Below are 17,436 nucleotides of genomic sequence, written 5' to 3' on the forward strand. Positions count from 1 at the left end.
AACTAATACACTATATTTCTATTAAATTTAGTAGAATATTTAATATCTTTTAGAGAAAGAAGACTGGGCAATTTATTTGCACATTTTCATCAGGGGAGAACTAAATCTAGATTCAAATTAGGCAATCGAATTGAATTAGTATCTGAGACAGATTGTAATAAAAGTAGAGAGAAGCTAAAAATTTTAGCTTCTCTTTTTTGTTTTTTATTTCAAAATGTTTTGTCAGAAAAAAGTTAATTTCGATGTGTTTGTTATATTGAGAAAAGTTTAATTAAGTATCTGGAAGTTTTATTCCGGCTTTTCCAAGTCGATTTAGGAAAAATAAGATTTTCTTATTAAAGTTTTTTAATTATTAATTTTACCTGAAAATTCTGATTACGTATAATGAAATCAATAAATAGGGAAGGGGATAGAAAAAAGTCGAAAGTTGGTAGATTGTGCGTTCTTATTAATGAAAAATCGAACAATTTCTATCAATATAAACAAAATATTTATAGGGAGATTGGTGAAATGGGGAAAAAGAGTAAAGTTTTAAAAAGTTTTACTGTTTTAGCATTAACATCGAGTTTTATATTAGGTTCACTTGGACATGTAACCCATAATACAAAAGCAGCTAGTCCGAGGAATGTAGATGATATTCTTGCAAATTTATCTTCTGAACAAAGAGCAGCCCTTAATCAACTTTCAACAAATGAAGAGACTGGTCTTCAAATTTCTTCTGAGACTGATTTAAACTCTTCAGATCAAACAAGTGTCATAGTCGAGTTTAGTAATAAACCGTCAAAAGTTGCACAAATCGAAGCAAGTGTTGAAGGTCAAACTTTAACTGATTCTGAAGCTAATAAGCTAGTCGATCAGGACCATGAAACGTTTTCAAATGATGTAAAGAACATATTAACGGGCGATCATAATAAAAAAATAGATTATAAGATTAATCGTTCATATAAACATGCATTTAATGGTGTCTCAATGAGTTTACCGGCAAATCAAATTAAAAATCTATTGAAATCAAAAGCTGTAAAAACGGTTTGGAGTAACGAGAAATTTTCGATTGATCCTCCTGCAAAAGATAGTGACCAGTTAAGAACTGATGAAGCAAAAGTAGCGAATTATACACCATATGATGGTTTAGATCGTTTACATGCGGAAGGTTTTACTGGTAAAGGAATAAAAGTCGGAATTCTTGATACCGGAATGGATTATAACCACCCAGACTTAAAGGATGCATACAAAGGTGGATATGATTTTGTTAATAACGATAATGATCCAATGGAAACGACGTATACGGATTGGGTGAAGGCTGGAAAACCTGGCTCTCAAAATGGAGCGGATTATTATACTGAACATGGTACACATGTTGCTGGCATTATTGGTGGACGTGGTGTAGCAAACAGTGAGTTTAAAACAGTTGGCGCAGCTCCAGAAGCAGACCTATATGCTTACCGAGTACTTGGCCCAGGTGGTGGTGGGACAAGTGAGGCGATCATTGCCGGAATAGATCGAGCAGTACAAGATGGTATGAATGTTATTAACATGTCGCTAGGCGCAACATTAAATGACCCACTTTATGCAACCTCTATTGCTGTAAACAATGCAGTATTGAGTGGTGTAACAACTGTTGTAGCTGCAGGTAATAGTGGCGATAAGATGTTTACACTAGGTTCACCAGGAGCTGCTGCATTAGCATTAACGGTTGGAGCATCTTCAATTGCCCTTGATGTTTATCAATATGCAGGTACACAAAATGGAAAGAATTATACAGTAAGGCAGCTAGCGAGAAGTTATAAAGATGATCTTACACAATTAAAGGGGAAAACATTCCCATTAGTAGACGTTGGATTAGGAAATACGTGGGAATTTAGTGGGAAAGATGTAAAAGGAAAAATTGCTTTCATTAAACGGGGATCGATTGCATTAATTGATAAAATCAAAAATGCAAAAGTAAACGGCGCAGCTGGAGTAATTATGTACAATGATGAAGCAAATAAAGCTGAAGGGCCAATCCAAGCATTCTTAGGTGAGTCAGCTGATGCAATTCCATCATTTTCTTTATCAAACGATGAAGGTTTAGCGATACAATCTGCATTGAAATCGGGCATATCAGATTTCACATTTGGTGATTTTTCAAAGGTGCAAACAGCTTCTGATGAATTAGCTACGTTCAGTTCAAGAGGGCCAAGTCGTGTAAACTACGATATTAAACCAGAAGTAACAGCTCCTGGTGTTTCAATTCTTTCAACAGTTCCGTTTTACGTAAATGATCAAACAGTAGATGGAACTCATACAGAAGACTATAAATATGCATACTCACGTTTATCAGGTACTTCAATGGCCACACCATATGTAGCAGGTGTATCGGCATTATTACTACAATCGAATAAAGATTTAAAGCCGGAAGACGTGAAATCAATCTTAATGAATACAGCTGATCCGTTATCTAAAGATTATAGTGTATTCGAGGTTGGAAGTGGACGTGTAGATGCGTATGAAGCTATTCACTCAAATGTTGAGTTAGAAGTTAATGACAAAACGCCTACGATTATTAATGGAAAACAAAAATCTATCAAAGAACTAACAGGGGCAATGAGCTTTGGATCTTATGGATTTAATGGAGAAGACATTTCTGACTCTAAAACTGTTACATTAAAAAATCGTAGTGAAAAAGCAAAAACATTTAATGTAAATGTGAAATTCCGAACAGGTTTAAGAGGGTCAAAGGATGAAGCAGTAAATGGAGTAACATTAGAGGGACCAACTTCAGTCAAATTAAATGGTATTAGCCAAAAGTCGATTAAGTTTAACTTAAACATTCCGAAAACGGCTGAAAAAGGAACATACGAAGGGTATATTACTTTCACGAATACAACAGATCCGACTGAAACATACCAAATTCCATTTGGTGGACGAGTTGTAAACGAAGGTATTGATAAATTTAACGCTGATAACCCTATGTTTGGTACAGACATAGCATGGCCTGAAAATGCATATCCATTTTTGGATATTACATTCACTTTAAAATCACATATGAAGACACTAGACCTTGTATTACAAGATCCAACTACGGGTGAGGATCTAGGACTAGTAGGATCATTTAATGCGATGGCAGTAAATGAAAATCAAGAGTATTATACTCGTGCATTTAATACAATTTACTACCCATTTACAGGTGATCCGAAAAATCCAATTAGCTCTCAACCAGCATTTGCAAAAACAGGTCACTATAAATTGAGACTAGTTGGTACAAACGATCAAGGAAAAACATTCTCGGCGGCGTCTGATTTCATTTATGAAGTTGGTGCACCGACAATGACTTCAAGTTTTGATTCGTTAGATCAAAAAGTAATCGAAGTTAAAGATAGTCAATTTGATTCGAATGGACAATTCCTATATGACTTTAACATTAACTTACATGATCCGGAAACAGAAGAAGCAACTCGCTTAGGTTTACCAGTTGATCAATCAAGCAATTCTGTTGTTGCGTTTTATAACGGTGGATATCCTTCTAACCCGTCCCAACAGATAAAAATGGTAATTATACGGATGAAATTGTTGTGAGAAAACAAGATGCGCCATTACAAGTACAGTTTTACGGGTTTGATGCAGCAAGAAACTTTAATGGTAATGCTTCTAATATGTTAAGAGTTGTTTTTGTTAAGGAAAACTTACCTTATTTCTACTTAAAAGCAAATAAACAAACTGTTACAACAGGTGATAGTGTAAACTTTACCGTTCGTTCGAATCATATGAAAAATTTAAAAACGACTAAAATTACAATGTCAAAAGATACTTATGCTTCAGTTGAGAATGTAGTCGTAAATGATGCAGTTAAAAAGTATGGTGATGCGAACGTTAGTGTAGGGTCTACACCATCAAGTTATACTTTTACATTTAATTATTTAGGTGATAAAGCATTACCAGAAGATGTACCTTTATTTAATTTTGACTTGAAAACTGCATCTAAGTGGTCGACTGATAGCCCTTACTGGTTTGGTATGAATGCTTCAATAATTGATCAGTCGAATGTTGAGACGAAAAATATTTACTCTTACATGGAAAGCTATAAAGTAAAAACAACGTTTTCTAGATTAGAGGGAACAGCAAGAACACAAGGAACTTCAACGGCTACAGGTGGAATCAATTATGCAATTGACCAAAGTAAAATCGGTGCAAAAGTAACGGTTACTTCTTATGACGGAAAAATAGTCATTGAGTCTCCAATTACAGATCGATATGGTGGCTATATAGTTGATGGACTTAAAGCTGATAAAAATCCTTATACTCTACAAGTTGATGTACCAGGTTACTTTACGATGAACCAAAAGTTTGAAATGTACAGTGATGTTCGTGGTGAAATCGTTGGAAAACGACTTAAATACAACTTACCAATCGCTGCAGCTGGAGATACAAATAAAGACAATGTTATCGATATCTTTGACGCTTTAGCTGTGCAAACATATTGGGGTACAAATAAAGCTTCAGCAGATTTTAACTTTGATAAAGTCGTAGATGCAAAAGACATGAACTATATTGTTCAAAACTACGGTTTACAAAATCCAACAGTAGAAAATGCACCAAAAGCGAAAACATCATATAAGGGTGCAACATTAGACACAGTATTAAGTCAGTTAGGATTAAAGTAAAGATTTCATTGTTGGTAATTATTATGAATAAGAGAAGCTGAAGATTTCGGCTTCTCTATAGAAATAAAGAACATAATTTGAGATTAGAAACTTACATTATTTTAATCTAGTGAATTATTTGTCAGAATATTCAATGAAAAATTGCAGTTTTATGAAACTAAGATAGATTGAACTTTCATTTAATTTCAATTATAGAAAACTGGAATAAATTCTGAACTAATTCGATCAAGATAAAACACAATGAACGTAGGAGGACTGGAAATGGGGAAAAAGTTTACAAAGAAGAAAATTGTAAAAAATGCTACAGCGATTACTTTAGGTGTAGGTTTAATTTCTAGTAGTTTTCATGCTTCAACTTTTCATTCGGTAAAGGTAAAGGCTGATACAGTTAACACGAAGGCAGAGTCAGTTTTAGCAAATTTAACAACAGCTCAAAGACAGGCTTTAACAGAACTTTCTAAGAATGATCAATCTGGATTGTTTTTAAATCCAGATGTTAATCTAAACAGTTCGGAAGATGTTTCAGTAATTGTACAGTTCAACCAAAAGCCTCATAAAGTAGCAGTACTCGATGCTGCATTAAAAGGTAATAGCTTGTCAGATACTGAAGCTAAAAGTTTAGAAGATTCAGATCATGTTACTTTCGATAAGGACTTGCAATCACTTTCAAAAGATGATGGAAAGACATATAAAATTAATAGAAAATATAAAAATGCTTTCAATGGAGTCGCATTGAAGATCCCTGCAAATAAAGTAAAAGATCTTCTAAATTCAAAAGCAGTTAAGGCAATTTATAGCAATGAAACTGTTAAGGAAGATATTCCTGCAGAAAAAGCAGAAGATTCAACTAAAACACAAGGCCAAGGTATGGCCGACGAGCGTTCATATCTACAAATTGATAAATTGCATCAAGAAGGATACACAGGTAAAGGAGTTAAAGTTGCTGTACTAGATACAGGAGTTGATTACAATCACCCTGATATTAAAGGTGCTTTTAAAGGCGGATATGATTTCGTTGATAATGATAATGATCCGATGGAAACGACATATGCTGATTGGGTAAAAGCTGGTAAACCTGGTGGAAGTTCTGGTGCAGCAAATTATGAAACTGAACACGGAACACATGTGTCCGGAACGATTGTAGGACAAGGGAAAAATGCTAGTGAATTTGCAACTACTGGAATTGCTCCAGATGCAGACCTTTATGTATATCGTGTACTTGGACCTGGGGGCAGTGGAACGACGGATGGCATCTTAGCTGGAATCGATCGAGCAGTAGCAGATGGAATGGATATCATGAGTCTTTCTTTAGGTGCTAATTATAATGACCCAATGTATCCTACTAGTATCGCAATTAACAATGCAGTTTTAAATGGAGTAACAGCAGTTGTTGCAGCTGGAAATGCAGGTAATAAGATGTATACCGTAGGATCACCTGGTACAGCAGCTCTAGCATTAACAGTTGGTGCTAGCAGTGTACCAATTACGACACTTGGAGGAAAAGGATCAATCGATAATGTAACGGCATCTTTACTTTTGATGGCAAAAGGCGCAGGTGATGATGTTTCCAAATTAAAAGGTGTAACAAATTCGGTTGTAGATGTAAATCTAGGTGAAGCATATTCTGGTAAAGATGTTAAGGGGAAAATTGTTCTAATGAGTCGTGGAACTTACACATTAGATTCTAAAATTGCGGTTGCTAAATCACAAGGTGCTGCAGCCGTTCTTATGTATAATGACAATCCAACTGAAGGACAAATACCGACCTTCTTAGGAGATGGTGTAAATTTCATTCCAACGTTCTCTTTATCTAACGCGGATGGACTTGCTTTAAAGCAAAAGCTACAATCAGGATCTGTTAACTTTACATTCACTGATATAGGTGAAGCGAAAACTCAGGGAGATACATTAGCAGACTTCAGTTCAAGAGGTCCTTCACGTGTAACTTATGATATTAAACCAGAAATTACGGCACCTGGTGTAAGTGTACTATCAACCGTTCCAGGGTTTATTAATAGCCCAGATAATCCGACTGATTATAAAAATGCATATCAAAGAATGTCTGGTACATCGATGGCAACACCATTCACAACTGGAGTTGCAGCATTATTAAAACAAGCACAACCTGATTTACAACCTGAAGACATAAAGGCAATTTTAATGAATACTGCGGATTCTTTAAGTAAGCCTTATAGTGTATTTGAACAAGGTGCTGGACGAATTGATCCTTATAATGCAATTCATTCAACAATCGAAATTAAAGTCAAAGAAAAGACGCCAACAATTATTAATGGAAAAGAAAAACAAATTAATGAAGATACAGGTGCACTTAGCTTTGGGAATGTAGCGTTTAATGGGTCAGACTTTGCAGATACACGTTCAATTACGTTAATGAACAGAGGAGAAAAAACGAAAACGTTTAATGTAAAAGTTAATTTCCAAACAAATCTACGCGGTTCAAAAGATGCAGCCGCAAACGGTGTAACTGTTCAAACGGACTCATCGATTACTCTAAAAGGAATTAGCCAAAAGAAAACAAACATTACATTAAATATTCCTAAAACAGCGGAAAAAGGGATTTACGAAGGATATGTAGTGTATACAAATAAAGATAATCCGTCAGAAACATATCGAATTCCATTTGGTGTTCATTATGTTGATCAAGGGTTTGATTACTTTAAGCTTTATAAAAAATCAGTGCCTGAATCGATTATTCAAAGTAGTCAAAAATGGAATAGAACTGATGCTGCTAACTTTGCCTTAAGATCACATATGAGATCAATTGATATAGTGCTTTCTGATCCAAAAACGGGTAAAGATCTTGGAATCGTTAATTCGTTTGATGGAGTTGGATTTGATGAAGGGGTTGATATTTCACTTCCATTCGTATATTGGGGCTACTACTTCCCATTTACAAATGATCCGAATAATCCAGTTGATATGAACCCAGACAATGTTGTAGTGCCAAAAGCGGGGCAATACGTATTAAAAATGATTGGTACAGATGATAACGGAAAACAATATACGATCAGTCAAGATTTATTTGTGGATGGTACCAAACCAAAATGGGATGTTCATGTAGAAGGAGAAGTACCAGGAAAACAAATCGTTGAGTATAAAGATGGACAAGCTACACTTGGTGTAACCGCGCATATTTTAGATGACAATGTCGCAGTAAAACAAGCTGCTGGAATCACTGCTGATCAGTCACAAAATCAAATTTTGCATTTTTATAATTCTTATTTACCAACTGGAAATTTAACAGTTGATAAAGATGGCAATGCTTCAGATGAAATCGCAATGACGCCAAATTCGCAAGTATTAAGTGTGAAATTTGAAGGAATGGATGAAGCGACAAATGGCTATATGCAAAGTCAATATTATTTCGTAAATGAACATACACCATATGTATATGGTCAGCCAAATGGTCCGACAAACCATAATCGAGTAATTGCTAAACCGGGAGACACATTTACAATTTCATTAACAGCAAATAATGTTAGCAAATTGAAGCAAGCTAACTATAAGTTTGCAGATACAACAGGTACAAAAATTACAAATATATCTTTAAATCCGGAGGCACAAAAGCTTGGTGGAATACTAGATGTTAAACAAACATCATCAGGAGATTTGACATCATCTGACGTTACAGTTAACTTTGATGCAACTACTGGAGTAGCTGGTGATATTCCAATGGTGGATTTAACAATTCAAGTCCCAAAATCGCTAACTCCAGGTAATGCCATATCATTTAGTACAATTGTATCTAGCAATGTTACATCTAAGTTTACAAATGTAGATAATGTAACTACTATTCCTTTTACAAACATAGTTCCAGTCGATCTATTAAATAATCAAACAGAATTCAAAGGGTATATACATGCACAAGGATTATTAGATGCAAAAGGTAATTATGATTATTCAAAAGATTACTCAAAGATTTCGCCAACTTTAACAGTAATTGATCGTAATGGAAAAGAAGTAAAAACAAATATTGTCGCAAAAAATGGAACATTTGATATTACAGGAATTGATCCATCAAAAGATGACTATACACTTATCCAAGATATTCCAGGGCATTTTACGACATATTATACAAGACTAAATGCTTATAATGCTCTAGACGATAATATTTACGGCGTGAATTATAGAGTAGGTACAGAAAGCACTCCATATGCTACTGCTGGAGACGTAAATAAAGACAATGTAATCGATGTGATGGACGCATTAGCGATTCAAACATATTGGGGTACAAATAAGCGCAGTGCAGATATTAACTTCGACGGTACGGTTGATGCAAAAGATTTTGCATTTGTTGAAAAGAATTACTTAATGCAAAATCCTTGGGTCGTAGCTCCTCCAAAACCAGTTAAAAAATATAAAGGCAGTACGTTAGAATTAGTTAAGAGTCAATTGGGTATACAATAAAAGTAAGCCTGTTCTCTAACTTTGAGAACAGGCTTTTCTTATGATAAAAATATTCTTAAATAATAACTAGATAAAATTCGTTCAAATAGTGGTAAAATACTAATAATTGTATATGAAGGAGAAGCATATGGATATCAACAGTACAAATATTTACAACATGAATATACAAAAATTAGAGTATCTAGTTGAAGTTGCAAAAACTGGTTCCTTCTCGATTGCTTCACAAAATTTATTCGTGAGTCAGTCCGCGATTAGTCAATCAATTGTTAGTATCGAAAAAAAACTAAATATAAAATTATTCGAGCGAGCAAGAGGTGGAAATAATGTTCTTCCTACAATTGAAGGAGAAAAGATCATTAAATTAGCGAGTGAGATCATTCTAAAATATCAAGAACTAATTCATTCAACACAATTAATTAATGATAATGTGACCGGCAATTTAAAAATATCTTCAGGACCAGGGTTTACTACACAACTTTTAAGTCCCATTTCAACTATAAAGGAAGAATATCCTAATATCACAATCGATATCTTTCTAAAACCAGCCCTTGAAATTATTGAGGATGTACTAGAGGGACGTAGTGATATTGGCATCGTACCACTTACGAATCATATACTAGAAAATACCGAACATCTAACTTATCAAAATTTATTCGTAGCCAAAATGAAGTTATTAGTAAGTAAAAAGTCTCCCTTAGCAAAAAAGTCATTTGCTACGCCACAAGAAATCGTTAAAGAAACACTTATTGTTTATAATGGTGTGTATATTAAATGGTTTAAAGATAATTTTTATAAAAAATTCGGCGATATGAAGGAATTATTTACATCTACAAATGTTGAAACAATTTTTAGAGCTATTAATAATAACTTAGGTGTCACATTTGTACCTTACTTCACTGGTATAAATTATACTCTTAATGAAGATGTTAAGTTAATAGATATAGTAGATTACGAAGATATAGAAATCCAATATGTGTGTTGTATGTCTAGTAAAAAAAGATATTCAAAAATATTGGAGAATTATATAGAGAAATTAAAAGAAGAATTTAATGCAGAATGATTTTATATCCAAAAAGAAGGTTAATTCAGTAACCTTCTTTTTAGTTTGTTTCAAAGAAAATGTTTCTTGTCTGATTTATGATTTATACATCTACCTTAAAGAGATGGAGTGATAAACAGGGGTTCTTGAATTTTATCAACCGCAATGCTTTAGTTGAATCTTATTCAAATATGTACGGGTTCCCACTAATGTTTTTTCTCATATCATCTGTCACTTTAGTTTCATCATTCTTTACATTTGTTTTAATTTGATCTTCCTGATTCGTACTTTCCACTAGATTACTTCCATCATAAAATATTGGTTTCTTTTCCATTTCCATTTTCCTCCCTGAATTCAAAAAGAGTGACTTAGTATAGAAGCCACGCCTATTTTTTTATTAATCTTTCATTTTTAATCTCGATTACTAACGTTAGAAGTATCTTCTTTTAGATAGGAATATTCCTTTTTTAATATTTTTCTTAATTAAGAACAATAATAATTATATTTGTTAATTATTTATAAAACTACTACAGTTTCCCAAAAATTGATGGAATTACCTTTTGGTTTTCTTAACTTTGTATTAAGGATTGCTTAATTTTATGTTAATTACATTAATTTCTTCTAATATTTAAGAGGAATACAATCATCCATTAAATAGAAAGTGTGGAGGGAGGAATAAAAATTAACCGATAAGGCGTGGGAAAATATAACAGACTATCTTGTTGTATATTGGGGTAAATGCTGATTCCCTGATATCGTTGTCCAAGAAGATTAAAAAACGTTCAGCCCTATTTGAAGAATTCCTATGAAAATAACATCATAGAGAATCCTAACAACTAAAATAGTATAAAAGAATCATCTAACAAAATAGTATTTTAGCTTTCTATCCAAAAGTGTCAGAATAGTCTATAATTATGGTCGTAACCTGAATTCAACCGAAAATATAAAAATGCTAAAGCTCAATTAATAAGGAGGTAAGTAATTTGGAGGAATTAATCTCACAGTTGGTTGATAATATGGAAGAAGATTTGATCAATGTTAGGCGTAATATCCACTGTTTTCCGGAGATTGGATGGACGGAATTCCGAACATCATCTCTTATAGCAGATTTCTTATCAGAATTGGGTTTTGAAGTAAAAGTAGGAAAAGAAATCATTGTACCTGAATCTAGAATGGGTGTGCCAGATGAAAAAACAATTCAGGAAGCGAAGGATCGGGCAATTTCATTTGGTGCTAATCCTTATTGGATTGAGAAAATGGAGGATGGGCTAACTGGTGTTGTAGGAGTTTGGGATACTGGGCGAATTGGCCCAACACTTGCCTACCGATTTGATATTGATGCATTAGAAATTTCTGAGGACAAAGGAACAAGTCATGTACCATGGAACCAGAATTTTAGTTCGAAAGTAGAGGGCTGGATGCATGCTTGTGGTCATGATGGTCATATCGCTATTGGGTTGGGATTGGCACAGTTGGTTTCTAATATGAAAGAGAAGCTGGCAGGAAAAATTAAACTTATCTTTCAACCTGCTGAAGAAGGTGCACGTGGTGCGAGGGCAATGGTTGACGCTGGTGTCTTAGAAGATGTTAATTATTTCTTTAGTGGTCATATTGGTGTAACTGCAACTAAACAAAATCAACTCGTTTGTAGCGTAACTGACTTTTTCGCATCGACTAAGATTGATTTAGAACTGGAAGGTGTGCAGGCACATGCAGCATTAGCACCGCATGAAGGTAGAAATGCAATCCTTGCTGCATCTACAATCACTTTGCAATTGTATGCAATCTCACGTCATGGCTTAGGAGATTCCAGAGTAAATGTAGGCGTTATTCAAGGTGGAGAAGGTCGAAATATTATCCCGGGCCATGCTAAGTTAAAGTTTGAAACAAGAGGGACGACAAATGAGGTTGACCAATATATGAAGGATGAGTCACTTCGTATCATTCAAGCAGCTGCTCAAATGTATGGGGTTAAGGAACAAACAGAAGTAGTTGGCCGTTCAATTTCAGCAGTATGTGATTCAGATCTTGCAAACCTTGTATACGGTATTGGATCAAAAGTTAAACAAACGAGTGAGATTGTTATTTCTCAGCCTTTTCTTGCTTCTGAAGATGTAACTTATATGATGAAAAGGGTTCAAGCGAATGGTGGAATGGCTACTTATCTATTGTTTGGAACTGAATTGGCGGCAGGTCATCATAACTGTGCATTCGACTTTAACGAAAAAACAATTCCGTTTGCAGTTGAAGTTTATGGCAACATCCTAATTCATTTAGCAGGATATTAATATAGAAAGAGAGGAGAAAAGAATATGTTTTTTCTTGCATTAATCAGTTCCTTTTTGAATGCAGTGAATGCGCTGTATGCTAAAAAAATAACATTGCAAATGAAAGATAATAATAGTTTTATCGTGACTTCTTTTCTAGTCGTTACTATACTACTTGGCTGTGTAATGCCGTGGTATTATTCATTTTCTGCTACCCCAGTTTCAATGGGTCTGTTATTAATTGTAATTTTATTAGATACAGTGTCAAATGTATCATTTTTCTTAGCGTTAGGACGAATAGAAGTATCTCAACTAGCAGTGTATACTGCGCTGACACCATTATTTACGTTTATTCCAAATAGCATTTTGCATGGATTTGATATACATATTTTAATACCGGTCCTGCTTATTGTTCTTGGTGTGTATTTTCTAAATATTAAAGGGAAAAACTTGTTGTCTCCAATAGTAGAAATTAAAAAGCCTGGAAATTTATTTGGGGTTGCAGCAGCAGTATCTGCTGGACTCAGTATGGTTCCTACTCAACAGCTGCTTGTTCATGAATTGATCAATGCTCCTACACTTTACTTTTTTAGGGCTACTGGAATTGCACTAATAATCTATTTGTTATATCGTCCGAAAATTTGGTATCCTGGACTGAATAAACATCTTTCAATGCGTGGTGTACTTGCAATTGCTCAATGGATCGCACTGTTTGCTGCTTTAAAGATGGCCGATGGGACTCTAGTTGTAGCTTTAGCCTATACATCGCCAATATTTGCTTTAGTTTTAGCTCGAATTTATTACAAGGAAAAAATTACAGCGGCTAAGTTGATTGCCTGTTGTATTACTATTTTAGGAATTTTATTTATCATAGAATAGTGGAGGAAAAGATGAAAAAAATCCGTTTAGGTCTACTTGGATCGGATGATTCAATTGACGTTATTCAATCTGTTATAAAGGAATACCCTGAATTTGAATGCGTTCCGATCATCTATTGGAGAGAAGAGGAGATTGTTGACCTTCTAAAACCAATTGCAAATAACTTTGATATTTGGCTCTTTTCAGGTAAGGTTCCGTATGCAATAGCAAAAGAATGGGGTGGCATTTCTAAACCGATGTTTTTTACTCCACATACTGGACCGAGTCTCTATAAAACTTTATTACAAATATTCTATCATAACGAGATTGCAATGGAGCAGATCAGCTTTGATAACTTCCAAATGGATGAACTGAAAAGCATTTTGGATGAAGCAGAAATTAAAGCAAATGATCTTTATCTGAAATATTATGAAGGAGAAATTGATGCAAAGATACTTGCCGGATACCATTATGAGTTATGGAAAAGCGGGAAGACGAAAGCAGCAGTTACATGTTTGCGATCTGCACATATAGAGCTTGAGAAAATGGGTGTTCCTGTTTATCGAGTACTACCTGCCAAATCAGCTATTGAATCAGTTCTAAATTTAGCGCTTCGAACTTATGAGATGTTGCATTTTAAACAAAGTCAAATTGCAGTTCAAATGATTGAAATCGACTCGTTTTTTGGATTGGCGAAGGATACTTTTTCTACCGATGAAATGTATAAAATTGAAATTAAAATGGCTGAGAAGTTACTAGTATACGCCAATAAAATTCAAGGATCACTTAAATCCGCAGGTCCTGGTAGATATGTCATTTTTACAACACGCGGACTATTACAGGATATAACGAATGAGTTTTCTGTTATTCCGAATTTGGAAGATCTGGAAGAGTTAAAGAAAGAAGTAATTACTTGTGGTATTGGAATCGGCAAAACGGCTTACGAAGCAGAAATTCATGCAGGTAGAGCTTTATTTCATGCTAGAGAGCATGGAAAAGGAAGCTGGATGGTTGCTCTCGATAATCAAACGATTGCAGGTCCGTTAGGAAGAGAAGAAAGTATCACATACTCCTATGTTTCAAAAGAACTACAGGAAATTAGCGAAAAAACTTCACTTAGTATTTCTACACTAAGTAAACTAGAGTCAATTCTTCGAAAAATAGGAAAGAGTGAGATTGGAGCACATGAGCTGGCACAGTATATGCAAATAATGCCGAGGAGCGCTCGTAGAATATTAAAAGAATTAGAGGAACAAGGAATTGCTCAGGTGATTGGTGAGGAAACGCCTTATTCACGTGGAAGGCCAAGGAACATTTATAAAATTATTCTGTGAAACGGTAAAGAATGAATTTACCGTTTTTTTTTATTTCATATTAAATATTCTGAATATTATTACTTAACAAAATAAATAATTAGTGATATAGTTATGGTCATAGCCATAAATAGACCTTAAATAAAGATTAAATGGGAGGAAAAATGATTAATCAGGACCGATTGTGGAATCGCCTTATGGAGTTAGGAGCCATAGGAAAACGAGAGTCTGGAGGGATTACTCGTTTGTCTTTTAGCGAAGAAGAGAGAAAAGCTAAAGACTTGGTTACTACTTATATGATTGAAGCAGGATTAAATGTATATGAAGATACTGTTGGAAATCTTGTTGGACGTAAGGAGGGCAATAACCCAAACGCACCGGTTGTCTTAGTGGGCTCACACGTTGATTCTGTATATAACGGTGGGAACTTTGACGGACCACTTGGTGTTCTATCGGGGATTGAAATCCTACAAACGATGAACGAGCAGGGAATCACAACAGAGCATCCAATTGAAGTGATTGCATTTACCGATGAAGAAGGAGCAAGATTTAGCTTTGGCATGATTGGCAGCCGTGGAATTGCTGGAACGCTCAAACTAGAGGATCTTCAAAATAAGGATAAACAAGGGATTACGATAGCGCAAGCAATGACAGATGCTGGATATGATCCATTATTAATTGAACAGTCAGTTAGAAGTAACGGATCAGTAAAAGCCTATGTGGAATTACATATTGAACAAGGAAAAGTGCTTGAGAACAGTAATTTATCAGTTGGTATTGTTACAGGAATCGCTGGCCCGTTATGGCTTAAATTCATAATTGAAGGAAAAGCAGGACATGCGGGGACAACGCCAATGAATGATCGTAACGATGCCTTAGTTGCTGCATCTCAAATTATTCAACTAATAGAAAAGGAATCATCTAAGACAGGTTCAACGGTTGGAACAGTTGGTCAATTGCAGCTGTTTCCAGGAGGAATCAATATTATTCCTGGGAAGGTAGAATTTACTTTGGACCTCCGCGATGTAAATGAAGAAATTCGTGATCAGGTGGAAAATCGAATTTTAGAAGGGTCGCAAATTTTATGTGAACAACGCGGCGTAGGATTACAAATTGAAGTACTGCAGCGTATTAAACCATCATTATGCTCTAATGAAATTCAGGATATTGCAAAATTAGCGTGTGAAAAAACTGGTGTGGAAACATTATTCCTACCAAGTGGAGCTGGGCATGATTGCATGCAGCTTACAAGTCTATGTCCAATTGGGATGCTTTTTATCCGGTCAAAAGATGGCATTAGCCACAATCCCGCCGAATGGAGTTCAAAGGAAGATTGTACAGACGGTGCTAACGTACTTTATCATACCGTACTTCAGTTATCAAATAATGAATAGAGGAGGAAACAATAATGCAAACAATAGCATTAGACAAATTAGTAGAACAAACAAAAGAGGAAGTAATTGCGTGGAGAAGACATTTCCACCAACATCCAGAGTTATCTTTTCATGAAGAAAAAACAGCTCAATATGTGTATGAAACACTTCAATCTTTCGGAAATTTAGAATTATCACGTCCAACTAAGACAAGTGTTATGGCTCGACTGATTGGGTCGCAGCCTGGAAAGGTGCTAGCTATTCGCGCTGATATGGATGCTTTACCGATCGAGGAGGAAAACACTTTTGAATTTGCCTCTGAAAATCCAGGTGTGATGCATGCTTGTGGGCACGATGGTCATACTGCAATGCTTCTAGGCACGGCAAAGATTTTAACTAGTTTAAAAGACGAGATTAAAGGTGAAGTTCGCTTTTTGTTTCAACACGCTGAAGAATTGTTCCCTGGTGGTGCCGAGGAAATGGTACAAGCTGGTGTAATGGATGGAGTAGATATGGTGATTGGCGCACATCTTTGGGCTCCTATGAAACTAGGTAAAGTAGGAGTAGCATATGGTCCGATGATGGCTGCACCGGATACTTTCTATATTACAGTAGAAGGGAAAGGTGGACATGCAGCACTTCCTCATGACACGATCGATTCAATTGCTGTTGCTGCCCAGGTTGTAACTAATCTTCAACATATCGTTTCAAGAAATACAGATCCACTTGATAATCTAGTTTTATCTGTTACTCAATTTGTAGCTGGTACAACCCATAACGTAATTCCAGGATCAGTTGAAATATGCGGAACTGTTCGTAGTTTCGATGCTGAACTTAGAAAATCGGTTCCTGCACTTATGGAGCGAGTTGTAAAAGGAATAACGGAGGCACATGGTGCACAATACAAATTTAAATATGAGTTCGGATACCGCCCAGTTATCAATAATGACGAACTTACGAAGGCGATCGAAGAAACTGTTCTGGAAGTGTTTGGTGAAGAGACTCTTGAACTAATGAAACCAAACATGGGAGGGGAAGATTTCTCTGCTTACCAACAAAAGGCACCGGGCACTTACTTCTATGTAGGAGCGGGAAATAAAGAAAAAGATATCGTCTATCCGCATCATCATGCTCGTTTTACAATAGATGAGAACGCATTAGAAATTGGTGTAAACACATTTGTTCATGCTACATTTAAGCTTTTAGATTAATAGTTTTATGATTAAGTAGACGCATACAAAATGCTCTACTTAATCTACCTTTTAATATTTCTGAATTTTTAAACTAGTATAAATTTAATGTTGGAAGAGGGGGAACAATTTTTGAAGATCTATCATTTATTAGCACTTATTCCATTTATTGCTATTCTCGGTTTTTCATCTTGGGCAAATCAGGTTGATCCATATGTATTAGGAATGCCATTTCTTCTTTTTTGGGTCGTGTTATGGACCGTTATTTCAACACCAATTATGTGGATTATCTACAAATTAGATTCGACAAATAAGGAGGGCAGATAAG

11 protein-coding genes are annotated in these 17,436 nt (G+C 35.2%); 10 read left to right on the top strand and 1 reads right to left on the bottom strand.

Annotated features, from left to right (window positions below):
• The first annotated feature begins 510 nt into the window (after positions 1–510).
• The 4 genes from CN692_RS00100 (at position 511) to CN692_RS00110 (ending at position 10,128) form a co-directional block, all read left to right on the top strand.
• The gene (locus tag CN692_RS00100; protein WP_257143939.1) at positions 511–3,555 is read left to right on the top strand and encodes a S8 family serine peptidase; all 3,045 of its coding nucleotides are present in this window, start codon (positions 511–513) and stop codon (positions 3,553–3,555) included.
• Entirely contained in the window at positions 3,552–4,640 is a 1,089-nt protein-coding gene (locus CN692_RS26500; protein ID WP_257143940.1) for a dockerin type I domain-containing protein, read from the top strand. Before CN692_RS00100 ends, CN692_RS26500 begins: the two co-directional genes overlap by 4 nt.
• Before the next feature lie 261 nt (positions 4,641–4,901).
• Positions 4,902–9,068: a S8 family serine peptidase gene (locus tag CN692_RS00105; protein ID WP_179874341.1), complete on the top strand. Its 4,167-nt coding sequence runs from the start codon at positions 4,902–4,904 to the stop codon at positions 9,066–9,068.
• Between the two features lie 127 nt (positions 9,069–9,195).
• Positions 9,196–10,128, top strand: coding sequence for a LysR family transcriptional regulator (locus tag CN692_RS00110; protein WP_179874342.1), 933 nt, complete (start codon positions 9,196–9,198; stop codon positions 10,126–10,128).
• 160 nt (positions 10,129–10,288) lie between these two features.
• On the opposite strand, the gene CN692_RS25940 is transcribed toward CN692_RS00110, so the two are convergent.
• The gene (locus CN692_RS25940; RefSeq protein ID WP_179865570.1) at positions 10,289–10,441 is read right to left on the bottom strand and encodes a hypothetical protein; all 153 of its coding nucleotides are present in this window, start codon (positions 10,439–10,441) and stop codon (positions 10,289–10,291) included.
• A gap of 649 nt (positions 10,442–11,090) precedes the next feature.
• Here CN692_RS25940 and CN692_RS00115 point away from each other — a divergent pair.
• The 6 genes from CN692_RS00115 (at position 11,091) to CN692_RS00140 (ending at position 17,435) form a co-directional block, all read left to right on the top strand.
• Positions 11,091–12,395 carry an amidohydrolase gene (locus CN692_RS00115; protein ID WP_218923242.1) on the top strand — a complete coding sequence of 435 codons (1,305 nt, stop codon included), beginning with the start codon at positions 11,091–11,093 and terminating at the stop codon, positions 12,393–12,395.
• Positions 12,396–12,419: 24 nt separating this feature from the next.
• On the top strand, positions 12,420–13,253 hold the full coding sequence (locus CN692_RS00120; RefSeq protein ID WP_098116981.1) for a DMT family transporter: 834 nt from the start codon (positions 12,420–12,422) through the stop codon (positions 13,251–13,253).
• A gap of 11 nt (positions 13,254–13,264) precedes the next feature.
• Positions 13,265–14,566, top strand: coding sequence for a transcriptional regulator (locus CN692_RS00125; RefSeq protein ID WP_098116982.1), 1,302 nt, complete (start codon positions 13,265–13,267; stop codon positions 14,564–14,566).
• A gap of 143 nt (positions 14,567–14,709) precedes the next feature.
• Positions 14,710–15,939, top strand: a complete 1,230-nt coding sequence (locus CN692_RS00130; protein WP_098116983.1) for a Zn-dependent hydrolase — start codon at positions 14,710–14,712, stop codon at positions 15,937–15,939.
• Between the two features lie 14 nt (positions 15,940–15,953).
• Positions 15,954–17,129 carry a M20 family metallopeptidase gene (locus CN692_RS00135; RefSeq protein WP_098116984.1) on the top strand — a complete coding sequence of 392 codons (1,176 nt, stop codon included), beginning with the start codon at positions 15,954–15,956 and terminating at the stop codon, positions 17,127–17,129.
• Positions 17,130–17,240: 111 nt separating this feature from the next.
• Positions 17,241–17,435: a DUF3311 domain-containing protein gene (locus tag CN692_RS00140; protein WP_098116985.1), complete on the top strand. Its 195-nt coding sequence runs from the start codon at positions 17,241–17,243 to the stop codon at positions 17,433–17,435.
• The last annotated feature ends 1 nt before the right edge of the window (position 17,436 follow it).

Source organism: Bacillus sp. AFS002410 (genome assembly GCF_002556365.1).
GTDB lineage: Bacteria > Bacillota > Bacilli > Bacillales > Bacillaceae_G > Gottfriedia.